The 23,748-nt window shown below is 60.0% G+C and carries 22 protein-coding genes; 5 read left to right on the top strand and 17 right to left on the bottom strand.

The window, feature by feature from the left end; all coding sequences use genetic code 11:
* Nucleotides 1-22: 22 nt before the first annotated feature.
* Nucleotides 23-2,221, top strand: coding sequence for a catalase/peroxidase HPI (katG, locus tag PH552_RS07090; protein ID WP_183761165.1), 2,199 nt, complete (start codon nt 23-25; stop codon nt 2,219-2,221).
* A gap of 42 nt (nt 2,222-2,263) precedes the next feature.
* Here katG and PH552_RS07085 read toward each other — a convergent pair whose 3' ends face one another.
* From PH552_RS07085 to PH552_RS07065, 5 genes are all read right to left on the bottom strand, one after another.
* On the bottom strand, nt 2,264-3,130 hold the full coding sequence (locus PH552_RS07085; RefSeq protein WP_246698435.1) for an acyltransferase family protein: 867 nt from the start codon (nt 3,128-3,130) through the stop codon (nt 2,264-2,266).
* 492 nt (nt 3,131-3,622) lie between these two features.
* Nucleotides 3,623-4,144 carry a DUF992 domain-containing protein gene (locus tag PH552_RS07080; RefSeq protein ID WP_183761167.1) on the bottom strand — a complete coding sequence of 174 codons (522 nt, stop codon included), beginning with the start codon at nt 4,142-4,144 and terminating at the stop codon, nt 3,623-3,625.
* The gene (locus PH552_RS07075; protein ID WP_183761169.1) at nt 4,141-4,485 is read right to left on the bottom strand and encodes a BON domain-containing protein; all 345 of its coding nucleotides are present in this window, start codon (nt 4,483-4,485) and stop codon (nt 4,141-4,143) included. The genes PH552_RS07080 and PH552_RS07075 overlap by 4 nt, the downstream gene beginning before the upstream one ends.
* Nucleotides 4,486-4,871: 386 nt before the next feature.
* Nucleotides 4,872-5,885, bottom strand: a complete 1,014-nt coding sequence (locus tag PH552_RS07070; protein ID WP_285165782.1) for an aldo/keto reductase — start codon at nt 5,883-5,885, stop codon at nt 4,872-4,874.
* A gap of 160 nt (nt 5,886-6,045) precedes the next feature.
* Nucleotides 6,046-6,987, bottom strand: coding sequence for an alpha/beta hydrolase family protein (locus PH552_RS07065; protein ID WP_285165779.1), 942 nt, complete (start codon nt 6,985-6,987; stop codon nt 6,046-6,048).
* 61 nt (nt 6,988-7,048) lie between these two features.
* On the opposite strand from PH552_RS07065, the gene PH552_RS07060 reads away from it, so the two are divergent.
* The gene (locus tag PH552_RS07060; protein ID WP_285165778.1) at nt 7,049-7,687 is read left to right on the top strand and encodes a TetR/AcrR family transcriptional regulator; all 639 of its coding nucleotides are present in this window, start codon (nt 7,049-7,051) and stop codon (nt 7,685-7,687) included.
* On the opposite strand, the gene PH552_RS07055 is transcribed toward PH552_RS07060, so the two are convergent.
* The 4 genes from PH552_RS07055 to PH552_RS07040 form a co-directional block, all read right to left on the bottom strand.
* Complete coding sequence (locus PH552_RS07055; RefSeq protein WP_285165776.1) at nt 7,663-8,241, bottom strand: hypothetical protein; 579 nt, start codon at nt 8,239-8,241, stop codon at nt 7,663-7,665. The genes PH552_RS07060 and PH552_RS07055 overlap by 25 nt on opposite strands.
* A 346-nt stretch (nt 8,242-8,587) precedes the next feature.
* Entirely contained in the window at nt 8,588-8,980 is a 393-nt protein-coding gene (locus PH552_RS07050; RefSeq protein WP_112345177.1) for a DUF779 domain-containing protein, read from the bottom strand.
* 80 nt (nt 8,981-9,060) lie between these two features.
* Nucleotides 9,061-10,569, bottom strand: a complete 1,509-nt coding sequence (adh, locus tag PH552_RS07045; RefSeq protein WP_285165775.1) for an aldehyde dehydrogenase — start codon at nt 10,567-10,569, stop codon at nt 9,061-9,063.
* 154 nt (nt 10,570-10,723) lie between these two features.
* Nucleotides 10,724-11,674 carry a GAF domain-containing protein gene (locus PH552_RS07040; protein ID WP_285165774.1) on the bottom strand — a complete coding sequence of 317 codons (951 nt, stop codon included), beginning with the start codon at nt 11,672-11,674 and terminating at the stop codon, nt 10,724-10,726.
* Between the two features lie 375 nt (nt 11,675-12,049).
* Between PH552_RS07040 and PH552_RS07035 the strand changes: the two genes are divergently transcribed.
* Nucleotides 12,050-12,991: a phosphatase PAP2 family protein gene (locus PH552_RS07035; RefSeq protein ID WP_285165771.1), complete on the top strand. Its 942-nt coding sequence runs from the start codon at nt 12,050-12,052 to the stop codon at nt 12,989-12,991.
* A 176-nt stretch (nt 12,992-13,167) separates the two neighbouring features.
* On the top strand, nt 13,168-13,422 hold the full coding sequence (locus tag PH552_RS07030) for a GCG_CRPN prefix-to-repeats domain-containing protein (protein ID WP_285165769.1): 255 nt from the start codon (nt 13,168-13,170) through the stop codon (nt 13,420-13,422).
* A 186-nt stretch (nt 13,423-13,608) separates the two neighbouring features.
* Here PH552_RS07030 and leuA read toward each other — a convergent pair whose 3' ends face one another.
* On the bottom strand, nt 13,609-15,282 hold the full coding sequence (gene leuA / locus PH552_RS07025; protein ID WP_285165768.1) for a 2-isopropylmalate synthase: 1,674 nt from the start codon (nt 15,280-15,282) through the stop codon (nt 13,609-13,611).
* Between the two features lie 294 nt (nt 15,283-15,576).
* Between leuA and PH552_RS07020 the strand changes: the two genes are divergently transcribed.
* Entirely contained in the window at nt 15,577-16,398 is an 822-nt protein-coding gene (locus PH552_RS07020) for an AraC family transcriptional regulator (RefSeq protein WP_285165767.1), read from the top strand.
* Between the two features lie 3 nt (nt 16,399-16,401).
* On the opposite strand, the gene PH552_RS07015 is transcribed toward PH552_RS07020, so the two are convergent.
* The 7 genes from PH552_RS07015 to minC form a co-directional block, all read right to left on the bottom strand.
* The gene (locus PH552_RS07015; RefSeq protein WP_285165765.1) at nt 16,402-16,959 is read right to left on the bottom strand and encodes a GNAT family N-acetyltransferase; all 558 of its coding nucleotides are present in this window, start codon (nt 16,957-16,959) and stop codon (nt 16,402-16,404) included.
* A gap of 4 nt (nt 16,960-16,963) precedes the next feature.
* Nucleotides 16,964-18,025 (bottom strand): serine hydrolase domain-containing protein, encoded by a 1,062-nt coding sequence (locus tag PH552_RS07010; RefSeq protein WP_285165763.1) that lies wholly within the window; start codon nt 18,023-18,025, stop codon nt 16,964-16,966.
* Nucleotides 18,026-18,137: 112 nt separating this feature from the next.
* Nucleotides 18,138-19,940 carry a sensor domain-containing diguanylate cyclase gene (locus PH552_RS07005; protein ID WP_112344627.1) on the bottom strand — a complete coding sequence of 601 codons (1,803 nt, stop codon included), beginning with the start codon at nt 19,938-19,940 and terminating at the stop codon, nt 18,138-18,140.
* A gap of 647 nt (nt 19,941-20,587) precedes the next feature.
* On the bottom strand, nt 20,588-21,367 hold the full coding sequence (locus tag PH552_RS07000; protein WP_113250331.1) for a polysaccharide deacetylase family protein: 780 nt from the start codon (nt 21,365-21,367) through the stop codon (nt 20,588-20,590).
* 311 nt (nt 21,368-21,678) lie between these two features.
* Nucleotides 21,679-21,939, bottom strand: a complete 261-nt coding sequence (minE, locus tag PH552_RS06995) for a cell division topological specificity factor MinE (protein WP_112344625.1) — start codon at nt 21,937-21,939, stop codon at nt 21,679-21,681.
* Nucleotides 21,936-22,751 carry a septum site-determining protein MinD gene (gene minD / locus PH552_RS06990; RefSeq protein ID WP_112344624.1) on the bottom strand — a complete coding sequence of 272 codons (816 nt, stop codon included), beginning with the start codon at nt 22,749-22,751 and terminating at the stop codon, nt 21,936-21,938. The genes minE and minD overlap by 4 nt, the downstream gene beginning before the upstream one ends.
* 29 nt (nt 22,752-22,780) lie before the next feature.
* Nucleotides 22,781-23,512, bottom strand: a complete 732-nt coding sequence (gene minC / locus PH552_RS06985) for a septum site-determining protein MinC (RefSeq protein WP_113250330.1) — start codon at nt 23,510-23,512, stop codon at nt 22,781-22,783.
* Nucleotides 23,513-23,748: the final 236 nt, after the last annotated feature.

The following is a 23,748-nucleotide window of genomic DNA, read 5'->3' as shown; positions in this document are numbered from 1 at the left end:
AATTATCGTAAGGGAGACAATTATGGATACCAAAGTCGAAACTGCCGGCAAGTGTCCGTTTCCGCATGGAAACACAAGCGTTTCGGCCCGTTCGAACCGTGACTGGTGGCCGAACCAGCTGAACCTCAAGATTCTTCACCAGAACTCCGCGCTGTCCAGCCCGATGGGCACGGCATTCAACTATGCCGAAGAGTTCAAGAAGCTCGATCTGGAGGCCCTGAAGAAGGACCTCACCGCCTTGATGACGGATTCGCAGGATTGGTGGCCGGCCGACTTCGGTCATTACGGCCCGCTCTTCATCCGTATGGCCTGGCACAGCGCCGGCACCTACCGCACCGGCGATGGCCGCGGCGGCGCCTCCTCCGGCACGCAGCGTTTTGCGCCGCTCAACAGCTGGCCGGATAACGTCAACCTCGACAAGGCTCGCCGCCTGCTCTGGCCGATCAAGCAGAAATACGGCAACAGCATCTCCTGGGCCGATCTCATGATCCTCACCGGCAATGTCGCGCTGGAATCCATGGGCTTCAAGACCTTCGGCTTCGGCGGCGGGCGTGAAGACGTCTGGGAACCGGAAGAAGACATCTACTGGGGTGCGGAAGACACCTGGCTCGGCGACAAGCGCTACAGCGGCGATCGCGATCTGGAAAACCCGCTCGCAGCGGTGCAGATGGGTCTGATCTACGTCAATCCTGAGGGACCGAACGGCAATCCCGACCCGCTTGCAGCCGCACGCGACATCCGCGAAACCTTCGCCCGTATGGCCATGAACGACGAAGAAACCGTCGCCCTCATCGCCGGCGGCCACACCTTCGGCAAGACCCATGGCGCAGGCGATGCAGCCCATGTCGGTCCTGAGCCGGAAGCGGCCGGTATCGAGGAACAGGGCCTCGGCTGGAAGAACAGCTTCGGCACAGGCAAGGGCGGCGACACGATCGGCAGCGGTCTCGAAGTCACCTGGACCTCAACGCCGACGAAGTGGAGCAACAACTTCTTCTGGAACTTGTTCGGCTATGAATGGGAACTGACGAAGAGCCCGGCCGGCGCGCATCAATGGGTGCCGAAGCACGGCGCCGGTGCCGGCTCGATCCCGGATGCACACGACAAGTCCAAGCGTCACGCGCCGTCCATGCTGACGACCGACCTCGCCCTGCGTTTCGATCCAGCCTATGAGAAGATTTCTCGCCGTTTCTTCGAAAATCCGGATGAGTTCGCCGATGCCTTCGCCCGCGCATGGTTCAAGCTGACCCATCGTGACATGGGGCCGCGCGCCCGTTATCTCGGCCCGGAAGTGCCGAGCGAAGAGCTGATCTGGCAGGATCCGGTTCCCTCGGCCGATTATGCAGCGATCGACGCCAACGATGTCGCCACCCTCAAGGGCGAGATTGCTGCGTCGGGCTTGACCATCCCACAGCTGGTTTCGACTGCCTGGGCTTCCGCTTCCACCTTCCGCGGCTCCGACAAGCGCGGCGGTGCCAACGGCGCCCGCATTCGTCTCGCTCCGCAGAAGGACTGGGAAGCCAACCAGCCGGCCCAACTCGCTTCCGTGCTGCAGACGCTCGAAGGCATCCAGAAGAAGTTCAACGATGCCCAGGCCGGCAGCAAGAAGGTATCTCTCGCCGATCTTATCGTTCTCGGCGGTTCGGTTGCCATCGAGCAGGCTGCGAAGAAGGCCGGCCACGATGTGGCTGTTCCCTTCGCTCCGGGTCGTACCGATGCATCGCAGGAACAGACCGATGTCGACGCCTTTGCCGTTCTCGAACCGATCGTTGATGGCTTCCGCAACTACCAGCGGCGGGCCTACACCGTCTCCTCGGAAGAGCTGCTGATCGACAAGGCACAGCTGCTGACGCTGACGGCTCCGGAAATGACGGTTCTCGTCGGTGGCCTGCGTGTGCTGAACGCCAATGTCGGCCAGAGCCAGCACGGCGTCTTCACCAAGCGTCCGGAAACGCTGACCAACGACTTTTTCGTGAACCTGCTCGACATGGGCACGGAATGGAAGGCGGTTTCCGATGCCAAGGACGTCTTCGAAGGCCGCGATCGCGCAACCGGCGACGTGAAGTGGACCGCGACGCGCGTCGATCTCGTTTTCGGCTCCAACTCGCAGCTGCGCGCGCTCGCCGAGGTCTACGGCCAGGCCGATGCCGAGAAGAAGTTCGTGCAGGACTTCGTTGCCGCCTGGACAAAGGTGATGAACGCCGACCGCTTCGACATCGCTTGAAGTTAAAAGCATCGGGCGCGACCAAAATTGGTCGCGCCCGTTTCAGCCGATTTTCAAAGCAGCGCCTTGCTGTTTGCTTTTTTCAAACCACGCATTCAATCGCGTGCGGCTTGGGTGCTCGATCAGGTAATAGCTCAGCAACCCGAAACACATTGCCAGAACCAGCGCGAGAACTTGGGATAGCAGACCTTGCCGGGCGAGGATGTAGAATGGCTGCTGCCATAAGTAGATTGAAAATGACATCCGGCCGACTTGCCGGAAGATAACCCCTTCAAACAATATTGCGGAGAAGCGCGCAGCTCTCTCGATCATGCAGACGGCGAGCGCCAACAGCATGATTTTTGCACCGAAGAACAACCAGGCGGCATCGGCGAAAAGGCGCGCCGCCAGGCCGCAGAAAAATGCCAAGGGCACCAACCACTCCATGGCCGGCCGATAGCGATACTGCCCAAGCAGCAGGAATAATGCGGCGGAAATCAATATCGGCGCGACCGCCACATGGCTCGGCCAAAAGACTGTGAATGGATTCTGTCCGTAACCATCATATTGTAAGATGCCGTCGGCGATGGCGGCAAAGCCGAGGCCTAATATCAAAAGTCCAATGAACCGGTGATTGGCACCACGAAACAAGCAGGCCAGCAGGCCAAGCAAGACATAGCCGTGCTCCTCCACACACAATGACCAGATGTGGTCAAATACCGGGATGAAGCTACCGCTGTCGATTATGAGGTAATTCAACGTGAAAGAAAGTGCAGAGAGCACTCCCACGACGCCGGGTGTCAGCGGAGTCGAACAGAAAACGGCTGCATTTATGAAAACAAATAACAATAGAACGGGATAAACACGGCTGAATCGCCGAAAGAAGAAAACCCGGAGAGGCATTTTCCTCACAAAGAGGATATCGGCCATAAGGCGTCCGGAAAGAACAAAAAACAGGTCGACACCCGCGATCCAAGATTCGGAAGGTAGTGATCACCGCCGAAATGCCCCGCCAACACCAGCAAGACGGCCAGTCCGCGCCAACCGTCAAGGGCCGGGATATACGGCGGCTTTCCAAACTCGGACATCGAATGACTATCTGGTTGCCTTACTGGGCAACTATCCTAGGATGCAAATGCTAATAAAGGCGATATAGGTTACTATTAAAAGTATCAAAATACCCGCAGAAAGAGAACTTCATCGCGCAAGGAAAACCTGGTTCACTTCATGAGCAGCGATGAACGCGCAATGATCGAATTCTACCGCGCATAGCCATAGCCGTAGCCACTGTGCCTTTGGCCCCTCAGATATGATCCGAACAGATCTCGACACCATCTTCGTCCAGGGCGGGGAGATGTTCCGGCTTCCAGGGCAAGGCAGAAACGGCGTGGTTGCTGGGAACCGCGCCGCTGTCGATCTGCGTCAGCTGGCCGGGCGCAACTGCAGCCGGGAAACGCCGGCTGCGACATTCAGGCCGGTTCCGGCCTCGCCGCTCAGCGGCTGCAGCGCAAAGTTCTTGGAATTGCCGCCGACCAGCGCATTGGCTCCGAGACCGAGGCCAACGGAAGCACCGGCGGATGCGCCGACATAAGTGCCTGCCAGGGCACCATCGCCGACACGCGTAGGCGCGGTGTTGATGACGACCCAGCTCAGATAGGTCTTGCGGGTCACGCCGATGTCGATCCCGAGCTTGCCGATCGCGCCCGTATAGCGTTCGACCCTGCCGGTTCGCTGCTTGAAGGTGCAGCTGACCTGCTTGTTGGAACCGATGATCATGCCGACACCGCCTGCGACTTCGCAGGAAAGCGTTCCAAGGCGTTGCCGGGGCTCGGAGGCGACTTGCGCCGATTGCCTTTTCGGATGGTGTTGCTGGCTGCTGGCGGCGGAAGCCGCAGAACCGAAAGCCAGGACAATGGCCGCAGCCGTGATGATGATCTTTTTCATGACGTCTCCTTCGGCGGTTTGAGCGCCGCGGGCGGCCCGGACGGCGCAGGGGAATTCGACGAGCTGATCCCGGTCTCGATGGAAGGGCCGCGATCGGCGTGGATAACGATGTTGTTGATGATGCGGGTTCCAGCATAATCGCCGGCAATCGCGATGGCTTGCTGCCGTGCCTGATCGGATGGCGCAACCCCGGACAGGACGATCGCCCCCTCCTCGGCGACAACCTCGATACGGCAATCTTCCAGTCCTTTGGCATAAGCAATGAGGCACCGGATCGCCGCGCAGATCGCACTTCTATCCGGTGATGTCGTCAGCGATGACAGCTTGGCCAGAAAGAGCATCAGAAGCCTCGATAAATCGCGAGAAGAAGCGTTCGCGCCGACGGCTTCAGCGACGCGCGTTCCCGGTCAGCTTTCCGGCTGCTTCCTTGACTGCGCCTTCGGCACGGTTCCTGTTCATTTCCTGTCTCCTCGAGCTTCTTCAAAAAGAGGCAGCGCGGGCATTCCCCGAATGTCATGAACAACGAATTGGGGCAGCAACGCCTGCGCGTGCAGAGCAGAGGCAACAATGACTACTAGTAGAAGAAAGCCTTTTTGAGGCCAGAACCGCCCGGACAGGACGTTCCGGTTCACATTCAGCGGCTGCGGCGTACCTACCGCTCATGCCATTCCTCGTCTCGATATCGGCAACTTAGCTTGGAGGAACGATCGTTAAGAGAAACCGACGCTTACCGGGGTGTTATCCAGGCGCAGGCAGGGGCGGCTTCGCGCAGCAATAGTGATGGGGCAAGCGTGTGATTCGGAATCGTCAGCGCATCGAGGGTCATGGTCTGCTCTGTCGATAGGCGGACATCGAGTGCGCCAATATCCTCCTCCAGCTGCTCCATGCTCCGCACGCCGATAACGGTGGACGACACGGCCGTGCGCGCCATGACCCAGGCAAGGGCGACGCGAGCGGTACTGGTGCCAAGCTCGCCTGCTACGCGGATCAGGGCATCGACGATTTCGAAATCCTCCTCGCCGGGCGTCTGCGCCAATTGCGCCGCCTGACCCGACCTCAGCCGGGCATTGTCAGCGCGCGTATATTTTCCGCTGATGAGCCCACCATTCAACGGCGAATGCGATACCACGCAGAGCCCCAATCCGCGTGCCATCGGAATGAGCTCGACCTCGAAGAGCCTTGCAGCAAGTGAATATTCAATCTGCAGGCCGATGAACGGAGACCAGCCGTGGGATTGTGCGAGCAGATGTGCATGCGCCACCTTCCAGGCCGGCGCATCGGAGATGCCGAAATAGCGCAGTTTTCCGGATTGAACGAGATCGTGCAGCGCCGCGAGTATGTCCTCCAGCGGAGCCTGTATGTCCCAATTGTTCAGCCAATAAAGATCGAGATAGTCTGTGCGAAGCCGCCGCAGGGCCTGTTCGAACCCATCGATCACCGCTTTGCGGCCTGATGTTTCGCCATTCCGATCGGCGTTGAACCTGGCAGCGACGACGAGCTGGTCGCGCCTTATCGAGTTCTGCGCAAAGTAATTGCCGACAACCGTCTGGCCACCCGCTTTTACGTCGCCATTGCCGGTGTCGAGATAATTGCCGCCGAGATCAAGATAGCGATCGAGAATCGCCGCAGCCTTATCGCGCGAATGCCAGGCAAAATCCCCATCGAACGACATGGTCCCAAGTGCAAGCGGGCTGACGCGCAACTCCGAATGCCCGAGCGCAGCGTAATCACCAAGATGCATGCATTACCCCCCAGCCGGCGCAGGCCGATACATATTCATTGCGATATGTAAGATTGCCGAACAAAGGAATTAAGCCGCAAATTGCGATTTTACAATTCGGGAATCCGGATAATGGGTCGGTCGCTGATCCGCTGATTGCTAGCCACGCTGGCCCGAGCCTTCAAAGGTGCGAGGAATTCTCCAACGGCAGCACGCGGGAAGGCCAGGGATTACTGCCTTCCCGCAGCCAGGACAGCGTATCGATCCAGAAGCTGCTGGCATAGCGATCATGAAACAGGCCGAAATGGCCGATCGCATCGCGGCCGAAATCGGCCGGTTTCAGCAACACCGGCATGCATTGCGCGCCGGTATAATAGCTCAGCGTGCGGCGGATGGCCGGCATCGTGCCGAGTTCGTCGTCCGAAACCGCAACGGCCAAAATCGGGGCTTTGACTGCCGCCATGCGACGCAGCACGGCCTCTCGCTCGTCTCTCGGATGGCTGCGCTCGAACCGGCGCCCGCGAAAACTCCATTCGTTTGCCACGCCTTTCGGCAGATCCTCAAGCCAGCCGAGCCGGCGGCCGGGAAAATAGCCGCAGATCGCAGTCATTGCAGGCATGGCGATGTGCCATTTCAGGAACAGGGCCGCTCGCCTGCCGCGCATGTAATCGCCCCACCAGGCATATTGGGCGCCGACCGTCAGCATTCTGTCGATCATCGGGGCACTTTCGGCCAATCCCGGCAGGAAACCGCCGACGCTATGGCCGACCACCATGAGCGGGCCGCCGCGCCGATAAGCAGCCATCAGCTGAAGCGCGGCGTCGAAATCCTGCTCACCCCAATCCCGCCAGCGATAGCCCGAACCCCGCATCCGTTGCGGGCGTGACTGACCGATGCCACGATAATCGTAAGTCAGCACATCGAACCCATGCCCGGCCAGAAACTGCGTGTAACGATGATAGTAGCGCGCTAGAACGCCCGTGGCAGGATTGATAATGACGCTGCCTTCCGGTCTGTTCATCCCGGTCAGCCACAGATGGCCGCCGAGAACGACGCCATCCCGGCAGGGAATGGAAATCGGCAGATTGCTTGCATCCGCAGATGGAATTGCTCGTTCGCTCATGACCGCCAAGATGAGGCGAGCGCTGCGTTGTGTATATTCACTACCCGGTATACATTAGGCTATGAGAGACCGTTCCCAGCCGACACGCGACCGCATTCTTCAGGCCGCCGGAAAGCTCTTCCATCGTGACGGCATCCGCGCGATCAGCGTCGACGCCATCGCCGAAAAGGCGGGCGTCACCAAGCGCACTCTCTATTATCATTTCCGCAGCAAGGACGACCTGATCGCCGCCCATCTGCAAGCACGCGACGAGCCTAACCTGGCTCTGTTCAAGCGCTGGTTCGAGGAAACGGACGGCAATATCGCCGAGAAAGTCGCCGGTATTTTTCACCATCTGGCACAGTCGGCGCGCAGCGCCAAATGGAAGGGCTGCGGCTTCCTGCGCACCTCGGTGGAGCTCATCAATCTCCCCGGCCATCCGGCCCTGGTGGCTGCCCGCGCCCACAAGAAGCGCGTCGAGGATTGGCTGGGTTCGGCTTTCATGGAGGCTGGAGCCGGCAATGATGCCCTGCCGCTCGCGCGCCAGATCATGCTGCTTCTCGACGGCGCGTTTGCCGTGGTGCTGCTCCATCGCGATCCAAGCTATATGGAAACTGCGGCGGATGCGGCAGCCGAGCTTGTCAAAAGTCGTCTGATAGCACCGCCAGAGCGCGATTCCGCGACTGACAAACCAGGTCAGTTGAACGAAAGCAGACCGTAGAGAGTGGCAGCCGCCGCATCGATCTGGATAGCCTCATCCGATCCGGTTCCGCTCGCCTCGTCCTTTTCTTTCTTCGCCTGTCTTTCGAGGGCTTTCGTGACCTTGTCGTTGCTGCCGCCGTCTTGAGCGCTCTCGATAACGTCTTCGATCGTCAGGCCAAGCTTATCGAGGCCGAGCTGCCTTTCAAGCACATGAAACGCTCCCATGCCACCAGCCTGCACCTTCATCTCGCCATAGACCTTTTTCATCGCTGCAACAAACTCGTCCATGGAGGAATAGTCGCTTCGTTTAACCCCAAGAGCCCGGCCCGTCCGCTCGATAAGATCAAGCTTCTGCTTGGCGATGCTGTCCCTGCTCATGCTGAACATGGCTTCCGAGACATTCGACTGGGCCTGTGTGGGCTGCTTGGAAACGGCCACTTTATTCACTTGGCCGGTCGCCGCCGCAATAAGACTATCGGCGGCGGACGGAGACTGCTCCGTCATTGTCGTGCCCTTATTCAATTGCTGGAGAATGGCCAAGGCCGCCGAGGGCACGTTTGAAATCGCTGTCATCGCTTATCCTCAAGCGCCACAGCCTCTCCCTCATGGAAGCTTGACGCAAAGCCCTATGCCTCATGCGATAGTCGATGATCGGAATACTACCTGAGGTTAGTTAAGGGTTCATAACCCAGGATATAGGCCCGCGCGAGATATTCTCTAAAAGTTGCATTTCCGGTGAAAGTCATTTTCTACACGGCGATGTCCGGAAACCGGATACGCTGCGAGTGAAATCACCGGTGATCATCAAAATCTTCGCTGCTCGCATCGCTTCCTCCCTCAAAACCAACGCACAGCACTCTATCAAAGCCTCTACGGTCGCGGGTATTAGGGGAATACGACACGCCGTTTATGACCTTGCTTACGGCGCCGGCGCACGGCTGATGTCCGGGATTGCGCAGGCTTCACCGCCGCCAAAGAGACGAGAGCGTGTTAGAAACCGCTTCTCTCGTCCATTATCGAGCGAGAACATGCCGCCGCGTCCCGGCACGACGTCGATGATGAGCTGTGTGTGCTTCCAGGCCTCGAACTGGCTGCCACTGATATAAACCGGCACGCCGCCAATCTCGCCGAGCTTGACGTCGTTGTCACCGATCATGAACTCGCCTGCCGGATAGCACATCGGCGACGAGCCGTCGCAACAGCCGCCCGACTGATGAAACAGGATATCCGGATGATCCTGCTGTATCTCGCGGATAAGCTCGAGCGCCTTGTCGGTCGCGAGCACCCGCGGTTCCGATCCACCGTCGTTCATCATGATCCTCCATCTCCGCCTGTAAATGCTTGAAGGCTCCCGGCCGCGGCTGGGAGCCTTGACGGCTTGATTGGGAGGTCTCAGAAGAAACCCAGAGCCTTCGGGCTGTAGCTCACCAGCATATTCTTGGTCTGCTGGTAGTGATCGAGCATCATCTTGTGCGTCTCTCGCCCGATACCCGATTGCTTGTAGCCGCCGAAGGCCGCGTGAGCCGGATAGGCATGATAGCAATTCGTCCAGACGCGACCGGCCTGGATCTCACGGCCAAAGCGATAGGCACGATTGCCGTCGCGGGTCCACACACCGGCACCGAGGCCGTAGAGCGTGTCATTGGCAATCTCAAGCGCTTCCTTCTCGTCCTTGAAGGTCGTCACAGAAACAACCGGGCCGAAGATCTCCTCCTGGAACACACGCATCTTGTTGTGCCCCTTGAAGATGGTCGGCTTGATGTAATAACCGCTCGACAGCTCGCCGCCGAGATCGGCGCGCGCGCCGCCCGTCAGCACCTCGGCGCCTTCCTGCCTGCCGATATCGAGATAGGAGAGGATCTTCTCCATCTGCTCGCTCGATGCCTGGGCGCCGATCATGGTTGCGGCATCAAGCGGATTGCCCTGCTTGATGGCTTCCACGCGCTTGACGGCCCGCTCCATGAAGCGATCATAGACCGATTCCTGGATCAAGGCGCGGCTGGGGCATGTGCAGACTTCGCCCTGGTTAAGCGCGAACATCGCGAAGCCTTCGAGCGCCTTGTCGAAGAAATCATCGTCTTCGGCCGCGACATCGGCAAAGAAGATGTTCGGCGACTTGCCGCCAAGTTCGAGCGTGACGGGGATCAGGTTCTGGCTGGCATATTGCATGATCAGCCGGCCCGTCGTCGTCTCGCCGGTAAAGGCGATCTTGGCGATGCGCGGACTGGTAGCCAGCGGCTTGCCGGCTTCGAGGCCGAAGCCGTTGACGATGTTGAGCACGCCCGGCGGCAGGAGCTCGCCTACCAGTTCGGCCCAGACCAACAGCGAGGCCGGTGTCTGCTCCGCAGGCTTGATGACGACGCAATTGCCGGCGGCCAGTGCCGGCGCAAGCTTCCAGGCGGCCATCAGGATCGGGAAATTCCACGGAATGATCTGGCCGACGACGCCGAGCGGCTCATGGAAATGATATGCGACCGTATCGTAGTCGATCTCGCCGATCGAGCCTTCCTGGGCGCGAATGCAGGAGGCGAAATAGCGGAAATGGTCGATCGCGAGCGGAATATCGGCTGCCATTGTTTCGCGGATCGGCTTGCCATTATCCCAGCTTTCGGCCTGCGCCAGCACTTCCAGCTTGTCTTCCATGCGCTGGGCGATCTTCATCAGGATATTGGAGCGCTCGGTCGTGGACGTCCTCCCCCATTTATCCTTGGCCGCATGGGCGGCATCGAGCGCGGCGTTGATGTCCTTTTCATCGGAGCGCGGTATCTCGCAGATCTTGCCGCCGGTGATCGGCGTGAGGTTGTCGAAATACTTGCCGGCAATCGGCTCGCGCCACTCGCCACCGATATAGTTGCCATATTTCAGCTTGAACGGAGATTCGACGATCTTCTGATGCAGCATGCCATCCTCCCTTGGTCGGCAGGTCCGGTCAACGAACCCATGGGAGAAGTCTGAGTGCATATGCTTTCGGACGGTAGGCCCATCGGGTAATGCTGCAGCGCACAGTGTCGCAACCCTGCGACATCTGCCTGAACAAATGCTCCGTCTTTAGAGGTCAGTGCAGATTGAGCCGGTTCATCTTCCGATGCAGCGTCGAACGGCTCATGCCGAGCGCCGCGGCCGCCTGCGAGACATTGCCGTTGGCGCGCGAAAGAGCCCTGAGCAGGGCGGCGCGTTCGGCCTCCAGGAGATCCTCACCCCCGGCTCCCTGCTCGCGCAGAATATCGGAAGCAGGAATTCCCGCCGCGATGCGATGATCGTCAAGCCGCAGCGCAAGGCGGGCCGCCCGTGTCGCGCCGAGCACGAGATCGTTGCGGTCGACGGCGAGCAGCGCGGAGGTGGAGGCCGTCTCCGTCGGCACCATGACGAAGCGGGCACCGGCAAAGGCACTGCGGAAAAGATTGAGCTCGATCCGCATCGCCGCATCGCGCACCGTCTGCGACAGGATCGCCAGGGTCGCATCATTGACATCGTCGCGGCAGCTCGAAATGTCGAGCGCGCCGGCAAGCTGGCCGCGATGATCGCGGATCGGCGCCGTGGTGCAGCTGAGATTGATGTTGGAGCAGAAGAAGTGCTGATCGCGAAAGATCGCAACGGCCCGCTCGTCGGCAAGCGCCGTGCCGATGCCATTGGTGCCGATGCTGGCTTCGGTCCAGACGGAACCTGTCCACAGGCCAAGGTCGTGGAATTCCTTGTCGTCGCCGGCAGCACCTCGGCGCTCGAGCGCGATGCCGTCTCGATCGGTGAGAAGCAGGCAGCAGCCGGCCTTGCCGACCGCAAGGAAAAGACGGTCCAGTTCGTTCGAAGCCTCGGCGACCAACCGCTGCGAGCGCTCCAGCGCCGCCTGGAATTCCTGGCCGGCCAGTCGTATCGGCAGACGCTTATCTTCCGGCGCAAGGCGATGCATGGTCATGCAGCGACGCCAGGATGCGACGACTGAAGAACTTGCCGCGGCCGATTGCGCGGACGCGTAGACCTGATCCGCATGCGCCGAATATTCGTGCATCTGGCTCCTCCCACCGAACGCTGCCCTGATTGTCGCTAAAAAAGGCAGCCGAGGCAATCCTCCCCTCGCTTTGTGAGCGCGGCTGCGAAATTCCGCTGCTATCTCTCTGGCGAAAAAGCCTTTTTTGCTTCGTCCGCTTTTCCTGCCGGCATTGCGATATTCAGAAAAGTGAATCTGGCCCGACGAGAGGCCAATGTCGCAGTTAGTTGTCCGAACGGCTGAAATGCATGCCGCTCGGCGCTGCAGACGCGCTGCATGGCAGCTTTCAGGCACCTGTCAGCGTATTGCTGTAGCAGCCTTCACCAAGGGAAACACAGCGTAAGGCCTTATTCGCGGGCATCAGCGAATGATCGGCAGCAATGGGAAGTCGGCTTCATGCAGGCATGGCAGCGGAAACAGGAGGTCATGAAAGAGGCGCTGGAGCATTCCGCGAAAACCTGTCGCAGGCGTCTGATCGGTGGCGTCCGATGTTTCTTCAATACCCCTGCCATCGCGCCTCCCGAGAATCGCGCATTTCTCGAGCGCCCTATCACCATCATCGCCGTCTTCCTTGTCCTGTCATTGCTCGTGATGGCGACTTCAGACTACCCCTTGGGCGTCTGGATGAAATCGTTCCCTGAGCAATTGCGCGGAATGGCGAAATGGATCAGCAGCCTCGGCACAGGGCTGCTGGTGCTCTCATTCAGCGGCACATTGCTGATGTTCGCCATCCTTGCTCCCGCGTACAAATTGCGCAAATCGATGCGAACCGGGGCAGACCTCATCGCCACCGCGGCTGTATTCGTCTTCCTGGCGGTTGCCGGCGGCGGCATTGTCGCTTCGCTCGCCAAGAACATCATCGGCCGTGCCAGACCGGAACTCCTGCAGACGAACGGCGCCTTTTATTTTCGTCCTCTTGCCCTAGACGCCGACTTCGCATCCTTTCCCTCCGGACATTCGGCAACAGCCGGCGCCATGGCGATGTCGCTGGCGCTCGTCTTCCCTCGCCTTCGCCCCATATTCATGCCGGTCGGCGTCCTGATCTGCCTGTCGCGCCAATGGGTCGGTGCCCACTGGGCGAGCGACACGCTGATGGGCTGGGGCGTCGGCGTCGCCTTCACCCTGTGGCTGGCGCACGCCTTTGCGCGGCGGCATCTCCTCTTTGCCTATGATTCCGATGGCCGCCTACGCCTGGGAGAGCAATACAAGGCAATTCTGGCCGTCCGGCGCGCTTTGATACGGCGCATGCCTCTGGTCGGCAAAAAACCGATACCTGCGGCAAAGACGTGTCCTTCACAGTCCCACCCCGCACGTCAAACCTTTGAAGTTCAGTCCTGATCCCAAAGCGGTTCTTCAGCACGGATTGCAGGCCTGCAGACCGGCGCGCCTCAAATGCCTGCCTCCCTCATGTGAATGCAAAATGATCGAACGCAGCGACGGATTTACCGATCGCAGCCGTTTAAGCACTGAAGGGATAACAGCATCAAACCTCCTTTAGGACGAATGAGGACATCATGAGAAAGATCATCTTGCTGGCTTTTGCAGCAGCTGCCAGCTTCGCCGCGATCTCGCCGGCCGAGGCTCGCGACGGATGCGGCATCGGCTTCCATCGCGGCCCCTATGGCTATTGCCGCCCGAATGGGCGCCCGGTTGTGGTCGTGCCTGCAGTTCCGGCCTATGGCGTGTTTTATCCCGGCCGCGGCTACTGGGACGGACATCGCTACTGGGTACATCGCGAATGGTGGCACGGCGGCTGGCGCTATCGCTAAGCCCGTCTTTTGATGGAATCCCGGCCCGGTCATCGAGATCGGCCGTGCCGTTCGTCGAACCGATCGTTCGCTACCGAGCCGGGTTACAGCAAATTGACCAGACACGATAGAGACGGCCGGCCGTGGCGCCCAAAGCTGGTCGTCATCGGCCCAGCTTCGGCCGATGACAAGCGATACGCCACATCGTCAACCCGCCGCATTCGCAGCGCTGAGGACGGCCTTGACGCTTGCGGTCGCAGCATCGTCATCGATGCCAACGCCGAAAATCTGGGTGCCGTCCGGCCGGACGCATTGCAGATAAGCAGCCGCTTTCGCATCGCTTCCGCGGCGAAGCGCATGCTCCTGATAGTCCATAACGCCGAGCGTCACGCCGAATGTTTCGGCAATCGCGGCAAGCACCGCCGAGATGAGCCCGTTGCCGCGGCCGCTGACGGCAACGTCCCGACTGCCATGGTGAATCCGGCCGGTGAAAATGCGCTCCGCACCGGCGCCCTTGCGGAAGCCGCCTTCGTAATCGACAAGCTCGAAGCTTTCGACATCATCGACATGATAGGCGTGCACGAACGCCTTCCAGATATCCTCGGCCGTCAGTTCCCGCCTGGTGCTATCGGCGAGAAGCTGTACCCGCTTGCTGAAATCGACCTGCATGGCGCGGGGCAGCTTCAAGCCCTTATCCTGCTCGATGACCCAGGCGACACCGCCCTTGCCCGATTGGCTGTTGACACGGATGACGGCCTCATAGCTCTCGCCGATATCGGCGGGATCGACAGGCAAATAGGGCATTTCCCAGATGCCGTCATTGCGTCGCTCGTGTGCGGCAAACCCTTTGCGGATGGCATCCTGATGCGAACCGGAGAATGCGGTGTGCACCAGCTCGCCCGCATAAGGATGGCGCGGGTGGATAGAGATCCTATTGCAATATTCCACCGTCTTGACCACGTCGCGGATCGACGGAAAGGTCAGGCCGGGATCGATGCCCTGGGTGTAGAGGTTCAGGGCCAGCGTCACCAGATCGACGTTGCCGGTGCGCTCACCATTGCCGAAGAGGCAGCCTTCGACGCGATCGGCGCCAGCTAGCAGCGCCTGTTCGGCCGAGGCCACCGCCGTACCGCGATCGTTGTGCGGATGGATGCTGATGATGACGGCTTCCCGCCGCGAAATATTGCGGCAGAACCATTCGATTTGGTCGGCATAGACATTCGGCATCGCCACCTCCACCGTTGCCGGCAGGTTGAGGATGGCGGGCCGCTCCACGGTCGGCTGCCAGACATCGAGCACGCGCTCGCAGATTTCCAGGGCGAAATCCGGCTCGGTAAAACAAAAGGTTTCCGGCGAATATTCGAAGGTCCAATCGGTGTCAGGCTGTCTGCGACTTTCCTCCAGCATCGCCGTGACGCCGCTGATCGCCAGATCGACGATCTCGTGCCGCTCCATACCGAAAACGACGCGGCGGAAGAGCGGTGCCGTCGCATTGTAAAGGTGGACGATGGCTTTGCGCGCGCCCACGAGGGATTCGAAGGTGCGGGCGATGAGATCGGCGCGCGCCTGGGTGAGCACCTGGATCGTCACATCCTCGGGAATGCGATCCTCCTCGATCAGCGCGCGGACGAAATCGAACTCGATCTGCGATGCCGACGGAAACGCAACCTCGATCTCCTTGAAACCGGAGGCTAGAAGCATGTCGTAGAAGCGCAGCTTGCGCTCGACATCCATCGGGTTGGCGAGCGCCTGGTTTCCATCGCGCAGATCCGTGGAAAGCCAGCGCGGTGCCTCGGCGAGCCGCTTGTTCGGCCATTGCCGATCCGGCAATTCGATGGGCGAGATAAAGGGGCGATATTTGATTTCGGGATTCTTCAGCATGATCCGTTCCGTCACGTGTCGGTAAATTCAGGAAAAAGCGGACAGCAGCCTACGGTCGCCGGGATGCCGTCAGGCCCGACGACCGCCGGTAAGTCGCAGCGCAACGGAAAGCTGAAGGGAAGCGAGCACGCAGAATACGGCACCGATGTTCGCCCGCATGTGCAGCGATGCGATGGCAGCGAGATGCGGCCGATCTGATCGATGCAGATTGTGGGAGAGGACGGACACGGAAGGAGAGATCCTGTTTGAAAGGAACTCTAGGTTATCGCTAAAGGCTCTGATATTCTCGCGCGAATGGATCAATCATCGTCGCAAAAGGATCAAACCTATCTGTATCACGGCACCGACGTCGCTGAAGGCGTCGCGGTCATCGCATATGACGATCATCACTTCACCAGTTCCCGCCACAGCCATAGCCAGGCGCAATTGCTCTACGCCGTCAGCGGCGTGATCTCCTTGACCACGGAGAGCGGCACCTGGGTCGTGCCGCCGAGCCGCGCGGTCTGGCTGCCGCCGCATCTCGAGCATGTGACGGCAAGCCGCACAAGCATTCAATTTCGTTCGTTGCTGATCGACGCCGACGGCAAAGATACCCTGCCGAAAGACTGCATGGTGGTGGAAGTCACCCCGCTTCTACGCGAACTCATCCTGCGGCTCGCCGGCCTCGTCGATAAACCCGATCGCAAGGAGGTCGCGGATGCGGTCATTCGCCTGCTGCTTCTCGAACTCGCTTTCCTGCCGGCACAACCGCTGAATTTACCACTGCCGAAACATCCGGTGCTTGCCGCCTTCTGCGAAACTGTGCTTGGCGATCTCGCACATACGATTTCGATCGAAGAAGCCGCAAATGATCTCCACATGAGCCGGGCGACGCTTATGCGGCTGTTTCAACGCGAGACCGGGTTGAGCTTCGGCCGGTGGCGGCAGCAAGCCCGTATGCTGAAGGCTCTCACCCTGCTCGCGGAGGGTCGGGCCATTCTCGATGTCGCGCTGGATTGTGGCTATGAGAGCCCAAGCGCCTTCTCGGCTATGTTCCGGCGTTCGCTCGGACGTTCACCTCGGGATTATTTTCAATCCGCAACACTGACTGGCGAAACCAGCCGGGGCGCCGACTAAGGGCTAGTTTTGCGGGTCGCCTGCCAGGCAGCCGAACATGCGGAAATCATGAAAGGCCTCTTTGAATCGCGCCTTTTGCCGCAGCGTGCCCTCATACCGGAACCCCGCCTTTTCAAGAACCCGATCAGAGGCCGCATTTCCCGGCAGCGTCCAGGCTTCGATGCGATTGAGCGAAAAAACGTCGAAGCCGCATCGAACGACAGCCCTTGCCGCTTCACTCATGAGCCCTTTGCCCCAAGCGGAAGGATGCAGTTCGTATCCGAGCTCGGCACATCTGGCGTGCCGGTCGATACTGTTGAAGCGGATGGCCCCGAGCAAATCGCCGGAAGCCCGATCCTCGATGATCCATGGACAGCCCGCTCCCTTGGGAAAGATTTTGATCATCCATCGCAGGGAGCGCTCGATCTGCGCCATTTTCGGCGCATCGACCCAATTCGAGAACCGTGTGACCTCCGGAATAGAAATCAGCGCATGGAAGTCGTCGCGATCGTCCATGCTCGCTTCGCGAAGCCGCAGCCGGTCGGTCTCAAGTGTGGGAAACGCGTCCTTTGGCGGAACCACTTCTTCAGGCCTTCAGAAAGTTGGCGAGAATGATCTCGCGCCACACGCGGGTCGGCGTTATCCAAGCATCCCATGCATTGTACTTGCCGGAATAGATAACGGCGGCAATTCCCGCATCGGGCATCAGCCAGAGCCTTTGACCACCGTTTCCGAAGCCCGCACGCCAAGGGCGTGGATTGGCAAATGCCGGCGCGGGCGCTTCTCCGCAAAACCACAGCATGCCATAGTCCAAACCGTCGCCGGTCGAAATCGCCGGCGTAAGGGATCGCGCGATCCACTCTTCCGAAACGATCCTCCGGCCGTTCCACAGGCCCTTTTGCAGAAGCAGCATGCCGATCTTCAGCAAATCGGGCGCCGTCAGGCGCAGTCCGGACGCAGCCGACGCCACGCCGTCATATCCCGACGACCAGTGGAACTTTGTAATATCCAGCGGCTCGAAGAGGGCGGTTTGCGCGAAATCAGGCAAACGCTTGCCGGTGCCCCGCTCGATGATGGTGCCGACCAACGCGACGCTGCCGCCGGAATAAATCCAACGCGTTCCCGGCTCCGCGATCACCGGGCGCCCCAGAACGAAGCGATAGCGATCCGGCGCGTTTTCCATGGCTATTTCGCTGTTTAACGGGTCCGTGTAGGGACGATCCTCCTCCCACTCCATCCCCAGCGTCATCGTCAGCGCATGGCCGATGGTGATCCTGGCGCGGACGGCATCCTCGGCGAGATCACCATATTCCGGAAATTGCTCGTAAAGGGGTGCATCCGGCGGCGGCACCAATCCCTTGTCCAGCGCGATGCCGTAAAGGAGGCTGACGATGCTCTTGGTCACCGAGCGGAGATCGTGCAGCGTATCCGCATCGAATGCGACGCTGTCGAGCGGAGTGCCCCAATTTTCATCGGAACCAACGCCGTAATACTCCATGAAAACCTGCTGGGAGCGAGCGGCGAGTACGACATGCAGATCGCGCAGCAAGCCGGATTCGATGCCGGCCGCAAACTTGCGGTGAAGGGCCGGGTCAAAACCTATCGACTGCAGGATCTCGCTATCCGAAGCATTCCGCGTCATGCCCATAAACCGAGCCCTCCATTTATGCGATTTCCAGCCTCAAGCTACAATCGAGGCGCGCATTGGGCAAGGCGGCAAAACCGGATTTCGACGCCATATGCGCCCTTTAAGATCAACCCTACCCTCTTTTCAATTCTTCCTCCGGCTCCATCATGAAGGCCGCCACCGTCCTGTTGCGCCCGTCGAGCTTTGCCTTCAGCAAAGCTCCGTCCGCGCGGTTGATCAGTGTTTTGGCGGGTCCGGATGCCGGGGATGAGGCGATGCCGACGGAGACGGAAAGCGGTCCGACAATACGTGCGCGATAGGAAAACGGCGTGGCAAAGATGCGCGCGCGAAGTTGCTCGGCAAGTGCAAAGCCCGCATCGTCGGCCATATCGGTGGCGATGACCGTCAGCTCCTCCCCGCCGAAACGATAGACCGTGCCGGTTTCGGCGACCGTATCGGCGACGATCTGCCCGACATGACGCAGCACTTCGTCGCCGGCATCATGGCCGAACTCATCGTTGAAACGCTTGAAGTGATCGATGTCGATCATCATGCAGATGACCGTGCGGGCTGAATGATCCCGATAAAGATTGTTCAGCATCTCATCCAGGGAGCGCCTGTTCAGCAGGCCCGTCAGCGCGTCGCGCACGGCGAGATTGATCAGCCTGTCACGCAGCTGCAGGTTTGCGATGGCAAGGCCGATATTCTCGGCAATCAGTTCGAGGTAGAGCCTCGGCGCATCGGCGGCAGCGGCATCCTTGGATCGATCTTCGAAATAAAGCAGGCCGATCGCCTCGCCGAGCGCGGTCAAGGGGACGCAAAGGCCGGGCACACCGGAACCATCCAGATGCTGGCAGGGAATATCATTGTCCGCGACGTGGCTGGCATGCGGCCGGCCGCGTCGCAGCCCCCAGCAGGCCGAAGCGGCGAAGGAAAGTTCGGTATGGGCCGGCTCCAGCCACCGGCTGACCTCGGTCAGCGCCGTCCTGCTTTCATTCATCGTATAGAGGCATCCGGCGATGCCCGGAAAGATCTGCGGCACGAACAACGCGACGACCTCGGCAAGTTCGTTCTGGGCATAGCAGGCCTGCAGGCGATGCATCATCTGTAATATGAGATCCTTCGTCTCCAGGTCGCGCTTCCGTTCGGCGTCCAGCCGGTTCCGCTCGAGGCCATTCTCACGAAAGATCTGTATGGCGTCGTTCATCTCGCCGATTTCGTCGCGGCGGCGGTCGGGCGGCACTTCGACGGCGTAGTCCTGCTTGGCCAACCGGTTGACGATCCCGGTCATGCGGATCAGCGGCAGGGCAACCCGGCGCCGCAGGATGAAATAAAGCACGCCGAGAAACACCGCCGCAGTCAAGGCAAGCATCACCTTGGCGACATCGGCCCACAAATCGCTGCGTGCCTGTGCACTGCGCACAGCCGCTTGCGTGCGCGCTGTTGCCATGGCGCGAAATTGGCTCACACCGCTGAGGAGCGCCGTCTGGATGCGTTCATGCTCCGGGCCGAACAGGGCGTCGCGCGCACCTGCCTGATTTCCGCCGGTATAGGCGGCTACTGCCGCTTCCTCGATCTTATCGAGCGCTTCCGCATTGGTTGCCACCTGCCCGACGACCTGCAGTTCGGCGTCGGGAATCCCCGAGCCACGCAGGGAATTGAGCGCGGCATCGCGCCGCCGCTCCTCGCCCTCGTCGCTAGTGAAAGCTTCGAGATGTCTCGCCTCCCCGCGCATCACGTAGAGACGAGCCTCGTCCGTCGTCTCCTCGGCTGCGAGCGCAAGTTCCTCGCCCATGCTGGTCAGCAGCAGGTGCTGCTCCACTGCCTGCCTTTCCTGGATGGCGCTTCGGGCCGAGAGGATGAACGCGACGGCAGACAGCACGGTCAGGACGACGGTGATGCCGTAGGCCCAATTCGTAATCGTCGTAATTCTCATCTGCCGTGCCCTGCGCCTCGCTCATACATGCCTGAAGTACTCCTCTCCTCGAGCCTTCAGCTATGACGTCAGCCTCTATGATAAAACGTGAATAAACAGCGAGGAAAGCCTATTCCGGACCTTTGTGAGGCGCATCCTCGCCAATCCGATCCACGACCATTGCAAACGGCTGGATTCCGACACCCCAATATTTGCAAGCCGCTCTCTCACTCTTTTTTGAATACCGGCCGATCGGCATTGGTATCCTCTGACGGGAATCTCGGTCGCAGCCGAGGGGCCGTCTCCGAGACTCCCGGCTGTCGTCAGGGGTGAGTACGACAGCGCCGACAACAAATCGATTTTCAGGCCGGCAATCCATAAGCCAACTGGAAGTTGGGAAACATAGATTTAAAATCCACAAGTGACTGTGCCATTTTGCGGCAGCACTACATGATCCCGAAGTCAATCTGAAACGCATATCATTGGGGATGATGCTTCCTTGCGCACCATCGCCCGACAGCAAAAAGCGGCCTGTGGCTGAAACCATCGACCGTTCCACTGTTTCAGTATCCGGAGCTTACGCCGCCTGGAACGGGAACTGGACGATTTCATCCTGACGGTTGCGGCGGGAACCGCGGCGGGACAGGCCTAAGCAAACTCAGGTGGGTTCAGGGGTTCGGGGGCGCGTAGGTTCTGATATCGCCGAAGGCATAGCCACGTTCGCGAAGCGAACGAATCAAGGTCCTCAGATTATCCTGACCGTTGAATTGGTCCTGGAACATTTCGTCGTGCATCAGCAGGATCATCTTTCCCGGTTGCGTGAAGCGGCCATATTGGAAGAGATGATCGATTTCGCTGACGAGGTGGTCCACCGATTGGACAGGCTTGCCGTCGTCGCTGTGCACCCACTCGAAATCCCAGCCATAGAGATAGAAGCCCGCTTCCGCGACCAGTTCATAATCCAGCCACTCGCGCTCCCATTGCGCGACATTGATGGAGAGATCCTCCCTCGCGACCGTGGGAAGCCGAAAGACGTCCCTGCCCGGCAATCGCGCATGCACAACCGGCGTCAAGCCGAGCACCTGGTTGGCATGGCGCATATCCGCAACCACCGCCTGGGTATCGGCGTAATATTTCCTGTAGCGATTGTTGGCGTGACTATAGCTATGGTTGCCGACGGTCACGAGCGACATGGCCTTGGCTTCGGCAAGCAGATCGCGCCCAGAGGGAATGGTTTCGACATGCAGGCCGACCATGAACATGGCCGCCGGAACCTTTTCCTCGCTCAGCACGGCAAGAATGTTCCTCGTTCCCGGCAAGGGGCCGTCGTCGAATGTGAGATAGATCGTCTTGTCGGCCGCCTGGGCGCCGATGGCGCATACTGCGAGGAAGATGCTGGCAAGCAGCCATGAGAACACGGCATTCCGTTGATTGTCCAATCCGCCCAAGCCAATCGCCTCCCCGCATGATCGGCGCAAACTGGCATATCGCATCGACCAAGAAAAGTACCGCACTGCGGACGCGACAAAAGCAAAGGGCGCTCTACCCATTTCTGGGGAGCGCCCTTGCTTTTAACCCGGACAGCGAACACCGGCTCGACACGGAAATGTCAGCGGCAGGCCATCGATACAGGTGATGGCGTGCAGATAATCGCGAATCATACCCTTTGCAAGGGCAAGCTTCGAAAAAACTTCGACGCTCCGCCACACGGAAGGACCATGTGGCATCATTCGCACACATGCGCAGTGCCAGGCTTGCCTCAGGCGGCCTTCAAGGCCGCGTCGCGCGGGATCTCGACATCGATCTCCAGCATGGAGACGTCCTTGTCGCGATCCATCTTCACCTGCACCTTATCGCGATCGACCTGCACATGCTTGGCGATGACGGCGAGGATTTCCTCCCTCAGCACGGATACGAGATCCGAGCCCACGGAGGCGCGCTCGTGGGCAAGGAGGATCTGCAGGCGCTCGCGCGCCATAGGTGCAGATCTCTGCTTGCGGAACAGTCCGAAAATGCTCATGCGGCCCTCCTTGCGAAGATCTTGCCGAAGATACCCCGTTTTTCGCCAGGGATGGTGATCGGCACCTGCTCGCCGGCAAGACGGCGTGCGGCGTCGAAATAGGCAAGCGACGGCGCGCAGCGCGCATCGGCAAGCGTGACCGGCGAACCGAGGTTGGACGCGCGCAGGACATCAGTGCTTTCCGGGATGATGCCGAGCAGCGGAATGGAGAGGATCTCCAGCACGTCGTCGACCTTCAGCATGTCGCCGCGTTCCGCGCGACCAGCATCGAAGCGGGTCAGCAGCAGATGCTTTTCCATGCGCTCGCCGCGCTCGGCCTTCAGCGTCTTGGCATCGAGCAGGCCAATGATACGGTCGGAATCGCGCACCGAGGAGACTTCCGGATTGGTGACGACGACGGCGACGTCGGCATGGCGCATGGCAAGGGTGGCGCCGCGCTCGATACCGGCCGGGCTGTCGCAGATGACCCAGTCGAAATAGGTTTTGAGCTCGTTGATGACGCGCTCGACACCCTCGGGTGTCAGATTGTCCTTGTCGCGGGTCTGCGAAGCCGGCAGGAGGAAGAGCGTCTCCAGCCGCTTGTCGCGGATCAGCGCCTGCGGCAGCTTGGCATCACCGTGAATGACGTTAACGAGATCGTAGACGACGCGGCGTTCCGCACCCATGACCAGATCGAGATTGCGCAAACCGACGTCGAAATCGACCACGACGACCTTTTCGCCTCTCTGTGCCAGAGCCGCTCCCAGTGCGGCCGTCGAAGTCGTCTTTCCAACTCCGCCCTTGCCTGATGTGACGACGATTACCTTGCCCATCTTGCTCTCCTGTTTTGGCCGGCTCCGGCTCAGATTAGTTTTTCGGCCATGATCGTTTCGCCATCCAGCCAGAGCTGAACGGCCTGCCCCTTGAGGTCGGGCGATATGTCTTCCGCCATCTTGTAGATGCCATCGATCGCCAGCAGTTCGGCCTCGAGCTTGCGGCAAAAGATACGCGCCGAGGCATTGCCGATCGATCCTGCCATGGCGCGGCCGCGCAGGGCGCCATAGATGTGGACCGATCCGCCCGCAATGACTTCCGCGCCCGACGCCACCGAACCGATGACTGTGACATCGCCTTCGGGAAAGATCACCGACTGTCCCGAACGCACCGGCTCGCGGATGATCAGGGATTGCGTAACCGCACGCACTTCCGGAGGCGGCGCCTTGGGCTCGCTGTTGCGGCGCTCGACGACCGGCTCGGTCTCGGAGACCTCGAAATCGGCAGCCGGGCGACCACCCTTCAGGATCGGCGGCATGCCGGGGCCAGCGATCGACGGGCGACCACCCTCGATGCCCATGATGCTGACATTGCGGGCCGAAAGCTCTGATATCAGCTCCTTGAGCTGTGCCTTGTCGATCGGCAGGTCGGTGATATCGAGCACGACCGGCCGCCCCAGAAAGAAGCCGGCCGAACGGGCTGCGAGGTCGTCAAGCCTGATCAACCACTGGTCCAGCGGAAGATCCGGCGAAAGCATGACCGCAAGAAAAGAGCGGCCCTTGATACGGATCGAACGAGCGTCTGTTAGCACTTTGGTCATCTATGTGAATAAATCGTTGATCCTGTGTACCGTTGATATGGTTAACAAGTGGTTAACGCGAGCTTCCATTCGAGCCAGAACCGCCCCATAAAACGGCGATGCTCGCAAGCGCCGAAGGCTCGCTCGAACCGGGGTCGTAGACGCATGGAGCGGCGAAAATCGCAGCTCCTGCAAGGAGAAGAATGATTGGTCTCATGAGATCCTCCAGGCGAAACGCAGGCGCAGCCTTGCTGATT

It is taken from the genome of Rhizobium aureum, assembly GCF_030182495.1.
GTDB classification, from domain to species: Bacteria; Pseudomonadota; Alphaproteobacteria; order Rhizobiales; family Rhizobiaceae; genus Rhizobium; species Rhizobium tropici_C.
The sequence above is the reverse complement of the archived record's forward strand: the minus strand, read 5'-3'. Positions and strand labels throughout refer to the sequence as shown.